The 19,140-nt window shown below is 38.0% G+C and carries 11 protein-coding genes, 1 tRNA gene and 1 pseudogene; 9 read left to right on the top strand and 4 right to left on the bottom strand.

What is annotated here, in order from left to right; all coding sequences use genetic code 11:
• Positions 1–24: 24 nt before the first annotated feature.
• The 3 genes from ACESQI_RS18325 (at position 25) to ACESQI_RS18315 (ending at position 2,437) form a co-directional block, all read left to right on the top strand.
• Positions 25–1,194 carry a heparin lyase I family protein gene (locus ACESQI_RS18325; RefSeq protein ID WP_373126691.1) on the top strand — a complete coding sequence of 390 codons (1,170 nt, stop codon included), beginning with the start codon at positions 25–27 and terminating at the stop codon, positions 1,192–1,194.
• A 268-nt stretch (positions 1,195–1,462) separates the two neighbouring features.
• Positions 1,463–1,903, top strand: coding sequence for a PepSY-like domain-containing protein (locus ACESQI_RS18320; protein ID WP_002561930.1), 441 nt, complete (start codon positions 1,463–1,465; stop codon positions 1,901–1,903).
• 36 nt (positions 1,904–1,939) lie between these two features.
• Positions 1,940–2,437, top strand: coding sequence for a PepSY-like domain-containing protein (locus tag ACESQI_RS18315; RefSeq protein ID WP_025866929.1), 498 nt, complete (start codon positions 1,940–1,942; stop codon positions 2,435–2,437).
• A gap of 101 nt (positions 2,438–2,538) precedes the next feature.
• Here the strand turns inward: ACESQI_RS18315 and ACESQI_RS18310 are convergent, their stop codons facing one another.
• The 3 genes from ACESQI_RS18310 to ACESQI_RS18300 all read right to left on the bottom strand — a co-directional run bounded on the left by ACESQI_RS18310 (position 2,539) and on the right by ACESQI_RS18300 (position 7,419).
• On the bottom strand, positions 2,539–3,747 hold the full coding sequence (locus ACESQI_RS18310; protein WP_251237293.1) for an L-serine ammonia-lyase: 1,209 nt from the start codon (positions 3,745–3,747) through the stop codon (positions 2,539–2,541).
• Between the two features lie 30 nt (positions 3,748–3,777).
• On the bottom strand, positions 3,778–4,830 hold the full coding sequence (gene corA, locus ACESQI_RS18305) for a magnesium/cobalt transporter CorA (protein WP_002561927.1): 1,053 nt from the start codon (positions 4,828–4,830) through the stop codon (positions 3,778–3,780).
• An 87-nt stretch (positions 4,831–4,917) separates the two neighbouring features.
• Positions 4,918–7,419 (bottom strand): endonuclease MutS2, encoded by a 2,502-nt coding sequence (locus tag ACESQI_RS18300; protein WP_256142646.1) that lies wholly within the window; start codon positions 7,417–7,419, stop codon positions 4,918–4,920.
• A gap of 176 nt (positions 7,420–7,595) precedes the next feature.
• On the opposite strand from ACESQI_RS18300, the gene ACESQI_RS18295 reads away from it, so the two are divergent.
• The 5 genes and pseudogenes from ACESQI_RS18295 (at position 7,596) to ACESQI_RS18275 (ending at position 12,878) form a co-directional block, all read left to right on the top strand.
• Positions 7,596–7,680, top strand: a tRNA-Ser gene (locus tag ACESQI_RS18295).
• Between the two features lie 265 nt (positions 7,681–7,945).
• Positions 7,946–8,353 (top strand): annotated as a pseudogene (locus ACESQI_RS18290) (Arm DNA-binding domain-containing protein); the annotation flags it as partial.
• 673 nt (positions 8,354–9,026) lie between these two features.
• A complete protein-coding gene (locus ACESQI_RS18285) occupies positions 9,027–11,159 on the top strand; it encodes an outer membrane beta-barrel protein (RefSeq protein WP_373126689.1) in 2,133 nt (710 codons plus the stop codon).
• Between the two features lie 5 nt (positions 11,160–11,164).
• The gene (locus ACESQI_RS18280; RefSeq protein WP_226812828.1) at positions 11,165–12,178 is read left to right on the top strand and encodes a sensor histidine kinase; all 1,014 of its coding nucleotides are present in this window, start codon (positions 11,165–11,167) and stop codon (positions 12,176–12,178) included.
• Positions 12,179–12,182: 4 nt separating this feature from the next.
• Positions 12,183–12,878, top strand: coding sequence for a LytTR family DNA-binding domain-containing protein (locus ACESQI_RS18275; protein WP_122202177.1), 696 nt, complete (start codon positions 12,183–12,185; stop codon positions 12,876–12,878).
• Between the two features lie 277 nt (positions 12,879–13,155).
• Here ACESQI_RS18275 and ACESQI_RS18270 read toward each other — a convergent pair whose 3' ends face one another.
• A complete protein-coding gene (locus ACESQI_RS18270) occupies positions 13,156–17,064 on the bottom strand; it encodes a two-component regulator propeller domain-containing protein (RefSeq protein ID WP_373126712.1) in 3,909 nt (1,302 codons plus the stop codon).
• Positions 17,065–18,391: 1,327 nt separating this feature from the next.
• Between ACESQI_RS18270 and ACESQI_RS18265 the strand changes: the two genes are divergently transcribed.
• The gene (locus ACESQI_RS18265; protein ID WP_007484733.1) at positions 18,392–18,862 is read left to right on the top strand and encodes a hypothetical protein; all 471 of its coding nucleotides are present in this window, start codon (positions 18,392–18,394) and stop codon (positions 18,860–18,862) included.
• Positions 18,863–19,140: the final 278 nt, after the last annotated feature.

Below are 19,140 nucleotides of genomic sequence, written 5' to 3'. Positions count from 1 at the left end.
AAATTTTCAATAAGTAAATAATATATGAACAAAATTGTTTTTTCTTTTTCTCTGCTGGTTGTAAGTACAGCGATGCTTACTGCTCAAAATGCAAAGCTGATTCCTTTGACGGAACGTGTGAATGTACAGGCTGATTCAGCACGTATCAATCAGGTTATTGATGGTTGTTGGGTAGCTGTTGGTACAGACAAACCACATTCCATTCAACGGGATTATACCATTCCTTTTAATGGAAAGCCCTCTTATCGTTTTGAGCTTAAAACGGAGGACAATACTTTGGAAGGATATGCTAAAGGTGAGACTAAGGGCCGTGCGGAGTTTTCTTATTGTTATGCTACATCTGCTGATTTTAAAGGACAACCTGCAAGTGTTTATGAAAATGCGCAGAAGACCAAAACCGTTTATCATCATGGAAAAGGTATATGTCCGCAAGGTGCTTCACGTGATTATGAGTTTTCAGTTTATATTCCCTCCGCATTGAACAGAGATGTATCTACTATCTTTGCTCAATGGCACGGAATGCCGGACCGTACTTTGGTTTCTACTCCTGATGGCGAAGTGAAGAAGCTTACTACAGAGGAGTTTTTGGAGCTGTATGACCGGATGATCTTTAAGAAAAATGTAGCACATGATAAGGTGCCGGTACTTGACAAACAAGGTAATCCGAAAAAGGATAAAGATGGTAACGTTGTTTATAAAGCAGGCAAGGCCAATGGTTGGTTAGTAGAACAAGGTGGCTATCCTCCACTTGCTTTCGGATTTTCCGGAGGATACTTTTATATAAAAGCGAACTCTGATCGTAAATGGCTTACTGATAAAACGGATCGTTGTAATGCCAGCGCTGAGAAATCTCAGATAATGAAGCCCGTCACTTCCAAATACAAAGCATCTACTATTGCCTATAAAATGCCGTTTGCAGAGTTTCCTAAAGAATGCTGGATTACATTCCGCATACATATTGACTGGACTGTTTATGGTAAAGAAACCGAAACGATTGTAAAACCCGGTATGCTGGATGTACAGATGAGTTATACGGAAAAAGGCAAACAGATAAATCGACCTATTGTGGATAATGAAGAAATTCTCATTGGCCGTAATGATGAGGATGGGTATTACTTTAAATTTGGAATTTATCGTGTAGGAAATAGTACTATACCCGTGTGCTATAATCTTGCCGGTTATTCAGAGAATTGATACAAGCATTATAATTTTTAGAGTGCAGATTAACACAGAGGGTCGCAGATTTAATTTAAATTTTGTGATCCCTGTGTTAATCTGCATTTTAGTGATAGGATAATTAACTTTTACTATATCTTCATTTTTGTTTTCAGGAATCATACGTTAAAGAATTTAAAAACAATAGTTGTATTCCATTATTCCCAAATCTTTCCAGAATCTCTATCGTTATTTGCATTATCAAGTGATAGAAAACTATATTACTAACATTAAAAAAATAACGATTATGAAAAAGATTTGGTCTCTTCTTGTGATGGCGATTGTAGCTGTTCAATTTGCTTTTGCAGGTGATATTATTACTAAAGATATTAACCAGTTGCCACTTGCGGCACGTAATTTCATTAATCAGCACTTTACCACTCCTCAGGTTTCGCACATTAAGATTGATAGTGAAATAATGTCGAAGAAGTATGAGGTACAACTGACAGATGGCACAGAAATAGATTTTGATTCTAAAGGTAATTGGACTGAAGTAGATGCCGGAAAAAAGAAGTTACCTGCAACAATTATTCCCTCTTTTGTGAATGATTATCTGAAGATGAATAATTTCACCAATGAGTTCGTTACCAAAATAGAGCGTGACCGTAAAGGGTATGAGGTAGAGTTGAATACTGATGTATCTTTTAAGTTCGATAAACAAGGTAAATTTCGTAAAGCAGATCATTAATCACTGTTAATAATCTAACCTCAAAGGACTTTAACTATGATAAAAATAAAATTTAGTATTTTGGCTGTCATGTTGATGACAGCCTTATTCTCCTTTAGCTCTTGTAGTGACGATGATGATACTTATTTACCTCCCAATCAGGCTATCATAAATGCATTGAACCAGCTTTATCCCGGTGTGAAAAACATAGAATGGGAGCAGAAAGGTGTTTATTATGTGGCGGATTGTTGGGTAGGAAATGACGAACTCGATGTGTGGTTTGATGCCAATGCCAATTGGATTATGACAGAAATGGATATCTTTTTTGAGAATCTGCCAGTTGCTGTCAGTACTGCGTATCAGGAAGGAAATTACGCCAATTGGGTAATTGATGATTTGACGAAGCTGACTTTCCCGCAAAAGCCGGAAGAATTTGTCTTTGAAGTACAACAGGGAGGGCAGGAACGAGCTTTGTATTATTCAGAATATGGAGGCCTTCTTCGTGAAAAAGACATCTCTGATACAGATAATACCCACTGGCCGGACATTAGTTGACAATTGACAATTGACAGTTGACAATTGATCGTTGACAGTTAGCTGTGCTATATGCTGCATAGCCACTGTCAATTGTCCACTGTCAATTGTCAACTAAATAACTACATTTGCTTGTAATCTTTTGCCAGCCCTCCTTCGCTTGTTTCTTTATACAGAGAAGGCAGGTCATGTCCTGTTTGTTTCATCACTTGTACAACTTTATCGAAGGAGACACGATGCATTCCGTCTGTGAATGAAGAATATAGATTTGCATCCAACGCACGTGCCGCAGCATATGCATTACGTTCAATACAGGGAATTTGTACCAATCCGCAAACAGGATCACAAGTCATACCCAGATGATGTTCTAATCCCATTTCAGCTGCGTACTCTATTTGTGCCGGGCTTCCTCCGAATAACTGATTGGATGCAGCTGAGGCCATTGCACATGCTACACCTACTTCCCCTTGACAACCTACTTCCGCTCCTGAGATAGAAGCGTTGAATTTGACAATATTTCCCACTAATCCGGCTGTTGCCAATGCACGCAGGATGCGAATGTCACTGAAATCGCGGCTTTTGTACAGATGATAAAGTACGGCAGGTACTACTCCACAAGAACCACAAGTAGGAGCCGTGACTATTTTCCCTCCGGAAGCATTCTCTTCGCTGACAGCCAATGCGTATGCAAATACCAATCCTCGTGATTGCAAGGATTGTTTGTATCCCGTAGCACGGATATAATAGGTTGAGGCTTTTCTTCTCAGATTCAGCGGACCGGGTAATACACCTTCCTCTTCCAATCCACGGTGAATGGAATCTATCATCGTCTTCCAGACTTCGTTCAGGTAATCCCAGATATCAGAGTCTTCGCATTCTTTGACATATTCCCAATAGCTTCTACCATTGCGTTCACACCATTCCAGAATCTCTGTCATGTTGTTCATGCCGTATACATCCGGACTTTCGATAGAAGGAGTATCGTTGTTCTCTGCCAAAGCTCCGCCACCAACACTATATACGGTCCAGTTTTCTATTAATTTGTCATTGACATCGAATGCAGCAAAAGTCATCCCATTGGGGTGGAAAGGGAGGAATACTTTAGGTTGCCATATAATTTCTACGGGAGCTGTAGGTTCCAGCGTATCAATGATGGCAACGTCTGTCATGTGTCCTTTTCCTGTGGCGGCAAGACTTCCGTAGAGGGTTACTTTAAACTTGGCAGCGTCCGGATGACGTACCACAAACATTTCGGCAGCTTTGCGTGGCCCCATTGTGTGGCTGCTGGAAGGACCTGTACCGATACGGTATAACTCTTTAATAGATTTCATATATAATAAATGTGCTTATTTTCAACTCTTTCAGTACCATCTCTTTTTCCGGAAGAAAGCATATACGATGATACCTATGATTGCCATTAATCCCCAGGCAAAACAGTATCCGTATCGCCAATCCAGTTCGGGCATCACTTTGAAGTTCATACCCCATACGCCTACCAGAAACGTTAATGGTATAAAGATGGTAGAAACGATTGTTAGCCGTTTCATGATGTCATTCATTCTCAAATCATTGTTGGAAATATAGAGGTCTACCAGAGATGAGAGTGTTTCTCTGCATATTTCAATGGTTTGCAGTACAAATTGTAAATGGTCGTTTACATCATTGAAGAAGGCACGGTTCATCTTGTGCATCAGAGTGCTCTCTCCGCGCAGTAGTTTTATGTATTGCTCTTTTAAGGGGAGTATTGATTTTTTCATCAGCATATACTGGCGACGCAGGGACTGAATTTGTACACCAATGTCATTTCCGTCGCTGATGGTCAGTAATTCTTCTTCAAGATCTTCAAGGGCATCATCTATGTCGGATACCATTGAGGTATAATTGCCTATAACACTATTCAAAAGTACACTGAGCAGATAATCGCTTTGTCTGCCTCGTATTTTGAGTACATCATTGCGTAGGGCAGTACTTACATCATCAAAAAAATCAGTTTCTTTTTCAAGGAAAGTAAGTACGTAATTGGTACCCAGAATAATACATACTTGTTGTTGCTCCAGTTCATCCAGATCTTCCTCGTTTTTTTTAGGTGCAGGATAGAAGAGTTTTAAAATCAGTACGATGTAGTTATCGTGTTCTTCTATTTTAGTAGGGTGATTGGCATTCAGGATATCTTGTAATACGAGAAAGTTTATTTCGAAATGTTCGCATATTTCACGAACGGTTTCAGTATTCTTCATTCCATGTACCTGGAGCCAGTTGATACGTTCACTATTCAGAGAACTGCTGATTTCATGAAAGTCTGCTCCTGAAACCTCCTGCATTTCATTAGCATTGTATGTACAAAGGTGCAGATGGGTAGGCGTCTGGCTCTCACCCGTATAAATTAATTTCTCGCTTAACAGGTTGTTCTTCATGCTTTATTTTTTAGTTTTAGAAAACCATTCCAACAAAAGTAATGATTTTCTATATGAGAACAAGTTGTTTAATACATTTGTTCGCTTTTATGCCAAATCTACAACTGTAATCCCGGCACCTCCAAATTGTACATGTTCATCGGCAAAGTGGCGTACACCTGGCACGGTATCTAAATACTGGCGGATAAGAGAACGAAGTATACCTGTACCAGTACCATGAAGAATACGTATGCGGCTCATACCTACCAATATGGCATCATCTACAAAGTAAGTGACAGCCTGCAAAGCCTCGTCTCCACGCATTCCACGTACGTCAATGTCTTGTTTGAAATTTAGTTTTTTCTCATACATCTGATCGTGTGTCTGGCTACTGACAAAAGTACTCTTTGCCGGTTCCTGCTTCTGTGTTGTGGCATTAGTACGTTCCAGCCTTTCCAGTTTAACGGTTGTTTTGATACTACCAAAGCCTACCACTGCATTTTTGCCATTTATTTCCAATACCTCTCCAACGCTGGTTTGGCCTTTTAGTTTGACATTATCACCTACAGTGATAGGTATCACTTTAGGAACTTGCTGGGATTGTGTTTTTTCTTCCGAAGTTGCTTTTTGCTTGTCTTTTTTTCGATTCTGCCTTTCTTTTAGCTTCTCCATTTTCCGGGCAATCTTATCTTCCTGTTCTTTGGAAGCAAGTTCGTTTACAGAAGCGCGGAAGTCATTTAATTCCTGGCGCACAAGGCGGGTTTTTTCTTTTTCTGCCTGTGCCTCCTTGATAGTACGTATGGTATTCTCTATTTTCGCATTCGATTCTTGTAGCAATCGTTCGGCTTCTTCTTTTGCCTGGCGGATAATTTCCTTACGGGATTTCTGTAATTCCTCCATCTCAGTCTGATACCGGGCGATTGTTTCCTCCATATGTTTTTCACGCTGGCGGATAGTCTGACGTTTACCTTCCCAATAACGTTTGTCACGAACAATATCCTGGAGATATTTGTCCGCATTAATATATTCGCTGCCTACAATTTCTGAAGCATCGGCAATGACATCCTCAGGCAGTCCGATTTTTCTTGCTATTTCTACAGCAAATGAACTTCCCGGGTTACCTATTTGCAGCTGGAAAAGAGCCTGCATGAGATGGCGGTCATAAAGCATGGCACCGTTCACTACTCCTTCATTATCTTCTGCAAAGTGTTTTAGATTCTGATAATGTGTAGTGATAACTCCGAATGTCTTTTTTTGATTGAAACGTTTCAAAACTGCTTCGGCAATAGCTCCACCTATCTGTGGTTCTGTTCCACCTCCGAATTCGTCGATAAGGATAAGGCTGCGTTCATTACAATTCTTCATCATCATCTTCATGTTGGTCAGATGAGATGAGTAGGTACTCAGGTCGTCTTCAATAGATTGTTCGTCACCGATATCAATGAATATGCTGCTGAATATTCCTGCATGGCTACGTTCATGCATGGGGATGAGCATTCCGCATTGCAACATGTATTGCAGTAATCCTACTGTTTTGAGACAGACAGACTTTCCACCGGCATTAGGACCGGAGATGATGAGAATACGCTGTTGCTGATCCAATTCGATGTCGAGGGGCACTACCTTTTTGCCATGCTTGGCGAGGGATAGTTGTAACAATGGGTGTATAGCCATAGTCCAGTCCAGTAACTGCTCATTCTCAAGAGAAGGTTTCAGCGCATGGGTCTGTATGGCGAAATAACTTTTTGCCCGTATAAAGTCAATCTCTGCCAGAAACTCATAAGATTGTAGAATTTCCGGGATAGAAGGACGCAGCATATTGGAAAATTCTGTCAGAATACGGATAATTTCCCGTCGTTCATCTCCCTCCAGTTCACGAATGCGATTGTTGGCTTCTACCACTTCCGCTGGTTCTATAAAGACCGTTTTTCCACTGGCAGATTCATCGTGTACAATACCTTTTATTTTTCTCTTCAATCCGGGTGCAACAGGGATTACGAGGCGACCATCACGCATGGTGGGTGCCACATCTTTATCTACATATCCTTCGGATTGAGCACTGCGTAAAATGCTGTTTAGTGAGCGTGAGATGCTTCCCATCGTACTTGCAAGTTCACGACGAATACGTGCCAGTTCCGTTGAAGCATTGTCCTTTATCTTTCCGTATTTGTTTAGTATACCGTCAATCTTTCCTATTAGCTGGGGAAATACAGCAATATCTCCCGCCAATCGTTTCAGGCTGGGGTAGGGGCAATCACTTTCTTCATCCTCTTCATTGCGTTGAAGGAATCGTACGATGTCGCGAATCGTTTCTAACGAACGTCTTAAATCAAACAATTCCTGCTCGTCCAGGTACATTCCTTCTATTCGCACGCGTTTCAGTGAAGGGCGTACGTCAAAAAAGAACTGGTCGGGGAAACTGTCTTCTTCCTGTATGATGCGGACAAACTCTGTGACTTGATTTAGCAGTTCCTCCACCTTCTCATGCTGATCGGAGAAACTCATATCTGTTACACGTTCCTCGCCCAATGTGCTGAGACATTTTTCTTTCAATAGTTGTCTGATTTGGTCAAATCCTATCTTTTGCTCAAAATTTTGAGGATATATCATTGATATTTACGATTTAGCTATTTACAATTTACGATTGAGATAACTCTCTGTAATTTGAATTACGAGGCAAAAATACGATTATTTCATGAAAAAATCATTAGAATGTTTGCAGATTTAAAAAAGATACGTACCTTTGCACCGCTTTCAAAGGAAAGTGTTTCTGATAAAGAAGTTTTGGAGAGGTGGCAGAGTGGTCGATTGCGGCGGTCTTGAAAACCGTTGTACTGCGAGGTACCCGGGGTTCGAATCCCTGTCTCTCCGCTGAAAAAGAAACGGACAATGAACAACAAAGTCTCACAAATTCAATGTTTGTGGGACTTTTTTTTATTCCCCTTATGTCGCCTACCGATATCGTTTAGACCCTAAAAAGACAAAGTTAGTAACCTAATTTGCCCCCTGACAACAGAAAACGTAAAAAGAGTACACTTAGTCCGAGATTTGCGAACTCCTGTCGCTGTTTGGTGAACCTGTATGAACTTTATTATAAGCTGATTAACGTAGTTTTGTGACCCCAAGAAGTGAGCTTATGAAGAGTACATTTTCCGTTCTTTTCTTTGTGAAAAAGGCAGCAAAAAATCAATGGTAGTTACTCTATTTTTGTTCGTATCGCGATTGATGGTGTTACAAGCTGTTTTAATTCCATACTGGACGTTCAATCCAAACTTTGGGACGGTGTAAGGCAGGTAAAGCTGCCGGACGTTCTGCGGAAGCTACCCGTATCAACCGATTGCTGGATGATATAAACGCATCCCTTAATACCATCTATCACGAACTGCAAAGGCGTGACAATTATGTTACCGCCGAAAAGGTGAAGAATGAATTTTAAGGGCATAGCGAAAACCACGATACCATCCTTAACCTTTTCCAAAGGTATAATGATGATGTGAAACAGCTGGTCGGTATATCTAAAACGATTGCCACTCGTCGTAAATATGGATGGTTTCCGAACGGTTGGAACAGGTTTTATAGGCTAAAGCGGAAAACTGCTAAATATATTAAAAGACTGATGCTTAATAATAATTCTAAAACTGATTCATAATGGAAACTCAGCAACGTTTATATATTTTATGAATACGAAATGTTGCAAAATGGCTACTTTTTGTCGATATTTGTCCAATCTGTATTAATAATGCGAATCAGTAGTTGAAAACCGGACTCAACTTAATCGTATATATTTGTTCAAAACAAGGCGATATGAACTACCTTTTATCAGGAAGAAAACTACTGTTCTCTCTTTTATAATCTATAACCAAAACTTCTGATTTTATAACCGGAACTTTTGGTTATAAAACCAAAAGTTTTAATCTTACAACTGAAACTTTTGATTATAGTTTACCTTTAATTGTCCGTAACTTTACTTCCTATGAAAAGGTATTAATTTAAGGAAGAAGCAGATTTTATATATAAATATCTTGAGTGTTGCGGATAAACTATCAGCCATCCCTTTAGTTCATTCTGTACAGGTTTGGACCAAATATCCAACTACTGATTCGCATTAATAGTTAATATCAGTCTGGCATTTCATGTTATCACCGGAATCTTACCCTTCGTCACTATAAGTTGCCCATACCGTTACGCATCTCTACTTTTGAAATAAAAAAGAAAACATGCGTAAATATTTATTTTTAGGACTATTCCTATGTAGTACACCTCTAAGAGGTTGGGCACAACAAGATACTATAGCCGATCAGCATTTACAGGAAGTGGTCATAACCGCTAAACTCCCGCTTGTCGAAATGACTCCCGGAAAAACAACTTTCCGTATGGATGAATCTATTACTCAAAGCAATGGAAACTTATATGATGTACTCTCATCCTTACCGGGGGTGATGATTAATTCCGGAGGAACCATATTACTAAATGGACAGAGTGGAGTAAAGATTCTGATTGACGGAAAACCAAACTATCTTTCCGGAGAAGAGTTGATTAATCTTTTAAAATCCACAGCAGCAACCATTACTGATAAAATAGATTTAATTACACACCCTTCTGCACGTTATGATGCTGAGGGAAGCAACGGAATTATTGATATTCATACTCGTAAGATAAAACTGCGTGGTATGAACTTGGCACTGAACGGTAACTTCAACCAGGGAAAAAGAGCTAACGGTTATGGTAGTACAGTTCTTAATTTCCGTAAAGATAAATTTAATATCTATTTCAATTATTCCTATTATCAAGGAAAACAACATATCGATATGGAAACCGATTTGTCTTTTAATAAAGTGAGCGAAAGAAATCAGCTTTCTTATCGGAATCGTACGAACTATTCCCATACCCTCCGTACAGGATGCGATTTTTATCCTACAGACCGCACGCTTATAGGTGTTTCCATCAATACGAATTTAGGACATCAGAATGAAACAGCCGGTATGTTTACTGAAATCAAAAAAGATCAAATATCGGGTTGGACCTATACTACTAATAAGAATAAATGGAAAAATATTTCAGCTGGTGTATTACTGAATCAACGCTTAGTAAAGGAAGGAGGAGAGTTTGACCTTTCTTTTGACTATTTTCATTATTATCATCCCGAAGACCAATTTATTTATAGTTTTAAACCGGATACATTGAAAGGCGAGATGAGGGGAGACGTTAATTTATATTCGGCACAAACAAATTTTACTTATCCCTTAAACAAATATTGGAAGTTACAGACAGGAATTAAAACTTCTTTCGTACGAATAGATAATGGGAGCGGATATTTACGACCGATAGAATCAGAATGGCAACAGGATATTTCTCTAGGATCGTATTTTATATATAATGAAAATATCAATGCAGCTTATTTGCAAGCAGATCTTGAATATCATCATCTAAAACTTACTGCCGGATTGCGTTTAGAACATGCCTGTGTAAAAGGAAACTCAGGTGGTAATTCTCTGCAAAACGATTCGTCATTTATAACTAATCAAGTACATCTGTTTCCAACTTTATCTTGCAGTTATGCCTTATCTTCGGACAATACTCTTCAATTTTCTTATGGAAGACGTATTATCCGTCCTAACTATAGAGATTTGAATCCATTTATCTATATCTTTGATGACTATACATTTGAAGTGGGCAATACAAGACTTCGCCCCTCTTTTTCTGATAATGTAGAACTTGGCTATGTACATCGGGATTGGTTGCAAACAGTGTTTTTCTTTTCATATACTCATGATGCTATTACGAAATCTTATCAGGAAAGAGAAAACCATCAGTATTACGTCACTCCGGAGAATCTTACTTCTTATATTCAAACAGGATTGCGCATGAATGCAGCCAACCTTTCATTGACCAATTGGTGGACTATAAACTTGACAATAATAGGTATGTACAATAACTATCATTGGATTGATAAAGGAGAGAAAATAACAAATCGGAGATTCACCCCTATGGTCCATTTTACGAATTTACTGACATTTGGCTCCATTTGGTCTGTAGAAGTATCGACAAATTATAATGGAAAGATGGCTTATGGGCAGGCAACTCTTCATCCATTTTCGGAAGTAAATTTAGGGGCTCGAATGAAAATTTTTCGTGGGAAAGGTGCTATCGGAATATTTGTAAAAGATCTATTCAATACCAATTTTCAGAAAATTAATCTTTTGGTATCTGAGAAACGCGCATGGATAGTTGAACGGGAAAATAAACGTATGATAGGAATTTCTTTCTCTTACCGATTCCAAAAAGGTAGTAAAATGAAAGAAAGAAAGCAAAAAAATAGTATAGAAGAAATGAAACGAGTAAATTTGTAATTCATATGATGAAGAATTTATATAGAGGATTAGCTCCGGCATTTTTCGCCATGATTTTGTTTCTTTTCATTCGAGTGGCGAACGATGTTCCTATGCGCCGGCATTATTGGGACGGAAACAGTTTGAATTTTATATTAAAAGAAGTACTACCGCTAATTTTAGCTTCTTACCCTATGATGGCAATCCAACTCTTTTGGGTGAAATGGTGTCGAAAGAAAGGGATTTCCCGATGGAGAGAGTATGGATTTATCATTTTATGTACTTTATTTTTGGGAACTGTGATTATGTGGGGCACACGTTGGATGAATGGAGTTACGCTTAACTTTTATGATACTCCAATTCCGATAGTAGTTGGTGTTTTATTTGTCGGTTTCTCTTACTCTTTTCTTAGGAATCAGACTATTCAGAAAGCCTATGAAGTTCAACGTTTACAATTGGAAAAGATAAAGAATGATCAGCTACAGACAGAATTGAAGTTTCTGAAGGCCCAATATCATCCTCATTTCCTTTTTAATGCGCTCAATACGGTTTATTTCCAGATAGAGGAGAAGAATGAGATACCTCGCCGGACTTTGGAGATTTTAGCTGATTTACTTCGTTATCAGCTTTACAATGAAGGTGATAAAGTAATGATAAAGGCAGAAATAGATTATTTGAAGAAATATATCAGTTTATGGAAACTTCGTAGTACGGAAAGATTGCAGTTGCAGGTATACTTTGATGAGGCTTTGCAGGAACAGGAGGTTTATCCGTTATTGTTTGTCCCTTTAGTTGAGAATGCATTTAAATATGTAAGAGGAGAATATCATATAAAATTAAATATGTATTTAAAGGAAGACCGATTATATTTCTATGTAGAAAATACGATTTCTGATATGTTACCGCCTTTACAACAGAAACAAGGTATCGGCATAGAGAATTTGAAACGGAGATTGGAGTTATTATATCCTGATAACTATACCTTGAACATTAAAAAAGAAAAAACATTATTTAAAGTAGAACTTGTTTTAAAGTTATAAGTATATGCAAATAAGCTGTGTGATAACTGATGATGAACCTATGGCTCGCAAAGGGTTGAAAAGTTATGTGGAGAAGGTGGATTTTCTCACATTGACCGGAATATGTGAAGATGCTATGCAATTAAATACTCTTTTGAAAAAAGAACAACCCGATTTGCTCTTTTTAGATATTGAAATGCCCTATCTAACAGGATTGGATTTGCTGGCATCACTTTCAAATCCTCCGCGTGTTATTATTACTTCTGCTTATGAACAATATGCATTAAAAGGTTATGAATTTGATATTACGGATTATTTATTGAAGCCTATTTCTTTTGACCGTTTCCTAAAAGCAGTAAACAAGGTTCATCATCTTATGCTACAATTGGAATCTTCCGAACCAACAGATTTCATATTTGTACGTTCGGATAGACAAATGTACAAGGTTTTCTTTAAAGATATTTTGTTTGTAGAGGGATTGGAAAACTATGTACAAATTTATACTGAAACACATAAATTATTGACAAGAACTACTATGAAAAGAATATCTGAAATGTTGCCTGATGGAAATTTTTTACAGGTACATAAATCATATATCATTAATACGAAGAAAATTGATTTGATTGACGGCAATAGTATTTTAATTGGTACACATTCTATTACTGTAGCCCGTAATTATCGAAATGAAGTTTTTACACGTATTTTGAAAAATACGTTGTAGGATGTATTTAATGTTTTAAATTAAAATAGGAGAATATTTATTACCTGTTTTTTACGTAACTTTCTCAGGTTTTCCGCAAAGATAAATGTTACTAATCATACGATTAAAGTTGGTGATTATGGTAGCAGAAAAACAAAGGAAAGAGTAGGGATCTGATGATAATTAAAAAATCCCAGTATGTCTTGCACATCGTTCCGGTCAGGAAAACCAAGAAGATTAGAACTGAGGAGGAATGATATGCTTGAGACACTGAGGCTCAGATTAGTGGGGCTTTTTATTAGCCATCAATATTCTGACTTTTATTAAATTTGCTTGGACTTACATTATAATATTTTTTAAATACTTCGCGGAAGTATTTTGTATCCGAGAATCCGACTATGTCGGCAATCTCCGTTATTGTATATTCACCCTGTTTCAGCAATTGTGCGGCATGTTGCAGACGTATCATCCTGATATAATCAGCCGGAGCATAGCCGGTCAACGCTTTTAATTTGTTGAAGAAACTTGTACGGCTCATGTGATGCTGACTACTGAGCATGTCCACATTGAAATCCGGATTTCCCATGTTGTTTTCTATACACTCCTTGACAGAGACTATGAATTTCCAGTCCAAAGTATTGGTGCAGTTGGACGGAAGATTCTGTTTTTCATCTTCGATACTGTTATAAACCTGACGGAGCATCGTGCGATTTGCAAGTATGTTTTTGACCGTTGCCTTGAGTATCCCTACGCTGAAAGGTTTTGTGATGTAGGCATCTGCTCCAATTTCCAGTCCTTCGAGCATGTTTTTTTCATCTCCCAGCGCAGTCAGCAAGATGACTGGAATATGTGACATTTCAAGGTCGCCTTTTATAACTGAGCAGAGTTCATCCCCACCCATCTCGGGCATCATTATATCGGATATAATGAGATTCGGATTAAATTCCCGTATTATGACAAGCGCATCCTTTCCATTTGGACAGGACTGGATATTATAACTCGTTCTGAACATATCAACAAGATAATTACGTAAGTCATCATTGTCCTCTACTATCAGGATACGTTGTAAAGAACCGTTTGCCTGGGATATTTCTATGGACGGTTGATTTGAAGCACTATCAGGTATGATAATCTCCGGACATTCATCCGGTGTCTTGGGAGATATGAATTTTGCCTTATGGAGATGGCTGTTTCCTTTCGGGAAGGTAACTTGTACACAGGTCCCTTGATGTTCAGTACTCTGAATTTGAATCTTGCCTTTATGTAATCTGACCAGCTTGTATACCAGCATCAACCCGATTCCGGCGCCTGTCACTTTGAGGTTGATAACGTTGCTCCCCCGGAAATAATTCCTGAACAGTTTCTTCTGTTCACATGCGGGAATACCGATTCCGGTATCTTTCACTTCGATGCTCCAGGAGTTCGCTTCCTCGCAGGCATAAATATGTACGCTGCCACCTTCAGGTGTGTACTTCAGTGCATTGGACAGGATATTCTTCAGAATAGATCCCATCTTGTCACTGTCAAACCACACATTCAGATAGTTAAAATTGCTTTCGTAAACAAACCTGACATGTCTCATTTCAGCATATTTACGGAAAGTGGCACAAACATTATTCATATAGGAGTTCAATTCGTATTCGGAAACATAAAGGTGGGAAGAGTAGACACCTACCCGTTCAAAATTTATCAGGTTGGTCGTTAACTGGAGCAATGTATTTACATTTCTAAGGGCCATATTCATGTGCGGTAATGCTTGTTCCTTTACCATACAATTTTCAACGACTTCCTCCAGTGGAGCCTTTATCAATGTGAGCGGGGTACGTATGTCATGGGCCGTATTAATGAAGAACCGTGTCTTCTCATCCGAAATCTTCTTCTGTTTGTGTAGCATGATGATACGGAATATGATACCCATAATCAGCACCAGCAGGATCGCATATACCGCCATGGCCCATACACTGGCCCATATTGGAGGCGTTATGATAATCTGGATGTTTCTGGTCTCATAGGTCTTATATTTTTCCTCATTGGATACGGCACGAATCTGCAAAGTATAATCGCCGGGCGGCAGATTTCTTACAATAATCCGGTTGTCTTGGCTCGGACGGCTCCATTCTTTATGAAAACCGTCAATTTTCCATGAATAAAGAATGTTAGAAGGATAATCATAATTAATGGAAGTTACATCAAGAGAAAAGGAGTTTTGTCCGTAAGTCAATTTTAACCGGTCAGTCTCGTCAATATCTTTTTCCAGCGGAGAGCCGTCATCACCAGGATAAACGGGATGATAGGCTATCATAAAATCGCGCAATAACAAACGGGAGTAATGCGGTTCCGGTATCTGTATGTCTGTTGGGAACCTGACAGCCCCGTTATTGCTACCAAAAACAAGTGTGTTTTTGCTATAGGTTGTAGCAGAGCCGGTATTAAAATTGACACTCATCAATCCTTGTTCCCGTGTCCAATTGCGGAAGGAGTGTTCTTCAGGCGAGTAAATGGTAATTCCGTTTTCTGTACCCATGAGGAGACTCTTGTCCTGACGTGGGAGAATTGTATAGATATTATCGGAAATCAGTGCACAGTTGTCTGTATGATATTGATGGATGAACTTCTTTTTATCGATGTCATATATAAGCAGTCCAGCTCCACGAGTGCCGATATATAGGATACCGTCATTCCTCTGGTATAATGCACATATATAGGGAGATTCAACGGGCAGGTCAACATATTGGTAAATCCCGGATTCCTTGTCAAGCTGATAGAGGCCCATTCTTGTACCGATCCACATCTGCCGGGTGTCTTTCTCTTGAATAGTGGTGATGGAGTTTACTCCCGGATATAGACGCACTCTTTTAGTCTCAAGATTAATGCGTTTCAGGTGATAATATCCACCGGACCAGACATCACCGTCCGAATCTTTCTTAATGTCAAATATGTATTGGTCGGGACGTACTCCCGCAATAGTAGCAGGAGAGAGGTGGCTGAGCTTAAATCCTTTCTTTTTTTCTATCTTGCAAATGCCAGACATAAAACCACCAGCCCAAATTACGCCGGGAGAGACCTCACACAGTGCTAAAAAGATGTGATTCTCGTTATCCGGTACCGGATCAAAAGAACTGAGGAATGAACGCCATTCTTTTGTATCGGTCTGATAAAGACTGATGCCGTTACTGGTTGCAAACCAGAGGTCACCGTCACTGTCCTCCATCACATCATGGACCTGGTCGTTCACCAGTGAAAGGTTGTTGCCAATGGAATGTTTTATTAGGTCATAACTTCCATAACGGTTGTTACGGATGGTAATACCGGTAGGATAATTGGCAAGCCAGATGCGTTCATCCTCATCCACATAAATATCATTAATATTGTTTCCGTTCATTCCGTTATAACTACTATAATCGGCCGTTATATAGGGTTCACTTATACATGTATTCATATCCAGTTTATATACACCTTTCCCGCCTGTGGCTATTAGAAGTTCATGAGCGTTCAAAGTAACGATCCGGTTTATCTCTACATTATTGAGCGATTGACAAGGGATGATTTTTCCTGTTTTCCCCATGTCGTATATAAGTATTCCCTCTTTATAATTTCCCACAAACAGTTGTTTGGAAATGGCGTGGTAATAGAGTTCATGCACTGGTGTATCGATACTTTCTACTGCTTCGTCATGTACTATATTCAGCTTCCCCCTTTCTACCCTGGCACGAAACAGGCCGCTTCCTGTACCGATAAAGAAATGGTTAGTATCCATCTGTGCAATGGCAGTTATTTCACCGTTGACCGGTGTAGGCATATGTAAAGTCGTTCCGGCATGGATATCATACCAGGTAATGCTGTCTTTATAACATAGCCACATACGATCGCTTTTGTCCAAATAACCGTAATTCATAAATGCCTGCGACTTATTTTTGATTAGCTCCGGATGTACGTAAACCAGTTCGAATTTATCATGCTGCGAATCATATTTGAAAATACGACCCTTCTGACCGATTACCCATAATACATTCTCGTTGTCCATATAGAGCCAACTCAAAGCAACCCGCGAATCCAGCTTCATGCTGCCGTCTGAAAAGTTGTAATGCTTGATATGTTTTCCATCATAACGGTCTACCCCTTCCTGGGTTAGAAACCACATATATCCTCTTCGGTCTTTTTGGATATGATATATTTTCTGGTTGCTCAGACCGTCTTCCAGTCCTATGTACTTATAAATCTGGCACCTGCTTACGGAACTACTGATGAAAAGAATAGTAAAAAGAAAAATCCGTCTAATGTTTAAAGATATTTTCATATTTCTCGCAAAAGATTCAAAAACACATCTGCAAAATTATAAAATATTCGTTAAATATCAACCAAAATAAATGAATTTTGTTTCATTAGTAGCTAATAATTTTACGTTGTCTCTTCGCTGAAGGGTGTAAAAAAACGGTTTCAAAAGTATGGAAAAGTTATCAATCTACAACTCTTTAACCATTGATGAACATAAATTATCCCAGATTTAATTCAATCTTTATATAAGATATGGTTGATATGTTCTTTGATAATAACTAACTTTACTTTTGTCCTTTTTCTATATGATGAAAATTTTTCTCAATTTATCATTTTTTTATTTCTTAATTTTGGGGATATTCTGATAGCTATATAATTAATTGTTACTTGGGGTATTGTAATTGGGCACTGACAATAAGTGTTGGAAGTGGTTAATTTATACTCAATAGTTGAGTTAAAAATACTCATAATTAAATGTTTGTTATTCTGATAATCAGTGTGCTATCCAAAAGGAGTCGGCTGTTAAGTAATTAATGAAGAAAAAGAATAGTTATCAGTTTTGAAGTAGCTGAACAAGCTAAGGAAGAAACTGTTAAAGAATAACCTGAACCTAACATTTCGAATAAAAAACAAAAAGAAAAAGATATTTAATTGAAAAATGTATATCTTTGCAAATGAAGATGGGGAGAAATCCATTTTCATGAAATGTAATTTATTACAGCGTTCGGACTTCTTATTATTCAGAAAATGTGGTGTTTAACGAATAAGCTAAAAAGAAGAATCTGCAACGCCTGTGCTGATATGGTACGGGCTTTGCTTATTCTGTTTAGCTTAGGGCTGCACCACATCCTTCTGAATTCAGGTAAGTTAAAGTTCCGTACCTCTTTTATTTTAAAAGGAGGAAATTTAAAAAACTATCAGTATGGATATTTACACAAGGGAGTTTATAGATGGTAGTCTTAAACAAATCCCAAAGCAAAACAACAACTCGGAGTATTTAACCCTATTTTCTTTTACGAAGTATCATAGCATCTTCTTAGATTTTGAAGAAATCGAATTTTCTGAAATTTTTTGTTGTTATCGGACACCATTAAATAATATTTGGGGGCCAATAGAAATAGAAGATATATTTTATTTCAATAACTATCTCTTTTACGTACTTTATGAGAAAGGACGTGATACTTTTTTGAAACCCAAACCTTCCGGGTCAAAATTAAGAATGGAATTAAACCTCTTGATCAACAAAAAACTAAACCAACATGTACGAAATTAGTGAATTGGGAATAGAAGTTAAACAGGCTGATTCGGAAGTTATAGAATTGATTTGTTTGATGGGATTGGCAAATCAAACCAATCAGGAAAAATATGAACTAATAAAACCCTTCTTCGAAAGGTTGAATTTATATTGTGATGAATTCTGTTTGAGATTAGAAAAAGATACTGATTTGTTTGCAATACCATTAAGTACAATAGCCTGTGTTGAATATGAAGAAGAGGATGATATACTATTTATATTATTTAAGAAGAGCAGACATCTCCATTCATTCAATATTAATCTGAAAATTCATACTATCTACATTATAAAGGAAGAACATAATTGTATTTTTGAGTTCTTTTTGAATACATATAATAGAATCCGAATCATATTTATTGGTTATAAACTAAAGCGGAAAACTGCTAAATACATTAAAAGACTGATACTTAATAATAATTCTAAAACTGATTCATAATGGAAAGTCGGTAACGTTTGTATGTTTTGTAAAAGTAAAATAAACCTTATCAACTCTATATTAACGATTGATATATTGTTACAATTCGGAATACTCCCTTTTTTTTCTTTGTAATATCTTATAAACTTTTTCTTTGTTAGTCGTAGAGAATAGGGGCGATTCTCGTAGAGTTTCACACTGATCTCCGTAGAGTTTCACCTCGTTCCTCTACCATTATCTTTGCCATGGAAAACATAGTTCTTTATGAACGTTAATAAGAATAAATTTCTTAATATTGT

The organism is Bacteroides sp. HPS0048 (assembly GCF_964240755.1).
Classification (GTDB): domain Bacteria; phylum Bacteroidota; class Bacteroidia; order Bacteroidales; family Bacteroidaceae; genus Bacteroides; species Bacteroides nordii.
This window is presented reverse-complemented; position numbering and strand designations above follow the sequence as displayed.

Excerpts from the sequence above, each read along its gene's own strand:
- ACESQI_RS18285 (WP_373126689.1), top strand. The coding sequence starts at position 9,027 with ATGCGTAAATATTTATTTTTAGGACTATTCCTATGTAGTACACCTCTA.
- ACESQI_RS18320 (WP_002561930.1), top strand. The coding sequence starts at position 1,463 with ATGAAAAAGATTTGGTCTCTTCTTGTGATGGCGATTGTAGCTGTTCAA.
- ACESQI_RS18280 (WP_226812828.1), top strand. The coding sequence starts at position 11,165 with ATGATGAAGAATTTATATAGAGGATTAGCTCCGGCATTTTTCGCCATG.
- ACESQI_RS18300 (WP_256142646.1), bottom strand. The coding sequence starts at position 7,419 with ATGATATATCCTCAAAATTTTGAGCAAAAGATAGGATTTGACCAAATC.
- ACESQI_RS18310 (WP_251237293.1), bottom strand. The coding sequence starts at position 3,747 with ATGAAATCTATTAAAGAGTTATACCGTATCGGTACAGGTCCTTCCAGC.
- ACESQI_RS18325 (WP_373126691.1), top strand. The coding sequence starts at position 25 with ATGAACAAAATTGTTTTTTCTTTTTCTCTGCTGGTTGTAAGTACAGCG.
- ACESQI_RS18315 (WP_025866929.1), top strand. The coding sequence starts at position 1,940 with ATGATAAAAATAAAATTTAGTATTTTGGCTGTCATGTTGATGACAGCC.
- corA (WP_002561927.1), bottom strand. The coding sequence starts at position 4,830 with ATGAAGAACAACCTGTTAAGCGAGAAATTAATTTATACGGGTGAGAGC.
- ACESQI_RS18275 (WP_122202177.1), top strand. The coding sequence starts at position 12,183 with ATGCAAATAAGCTGTGTGATAACTGATGATGAACCTATGGCTCGCAAA.
- ACESQI_RS18265 (WP_007484733.1), top strand. The coding sequence starts at position 18,392 with ATGTACGAAATTAGTGAATTGGGAATAGAAGTTAAACAGGCTGATTCG.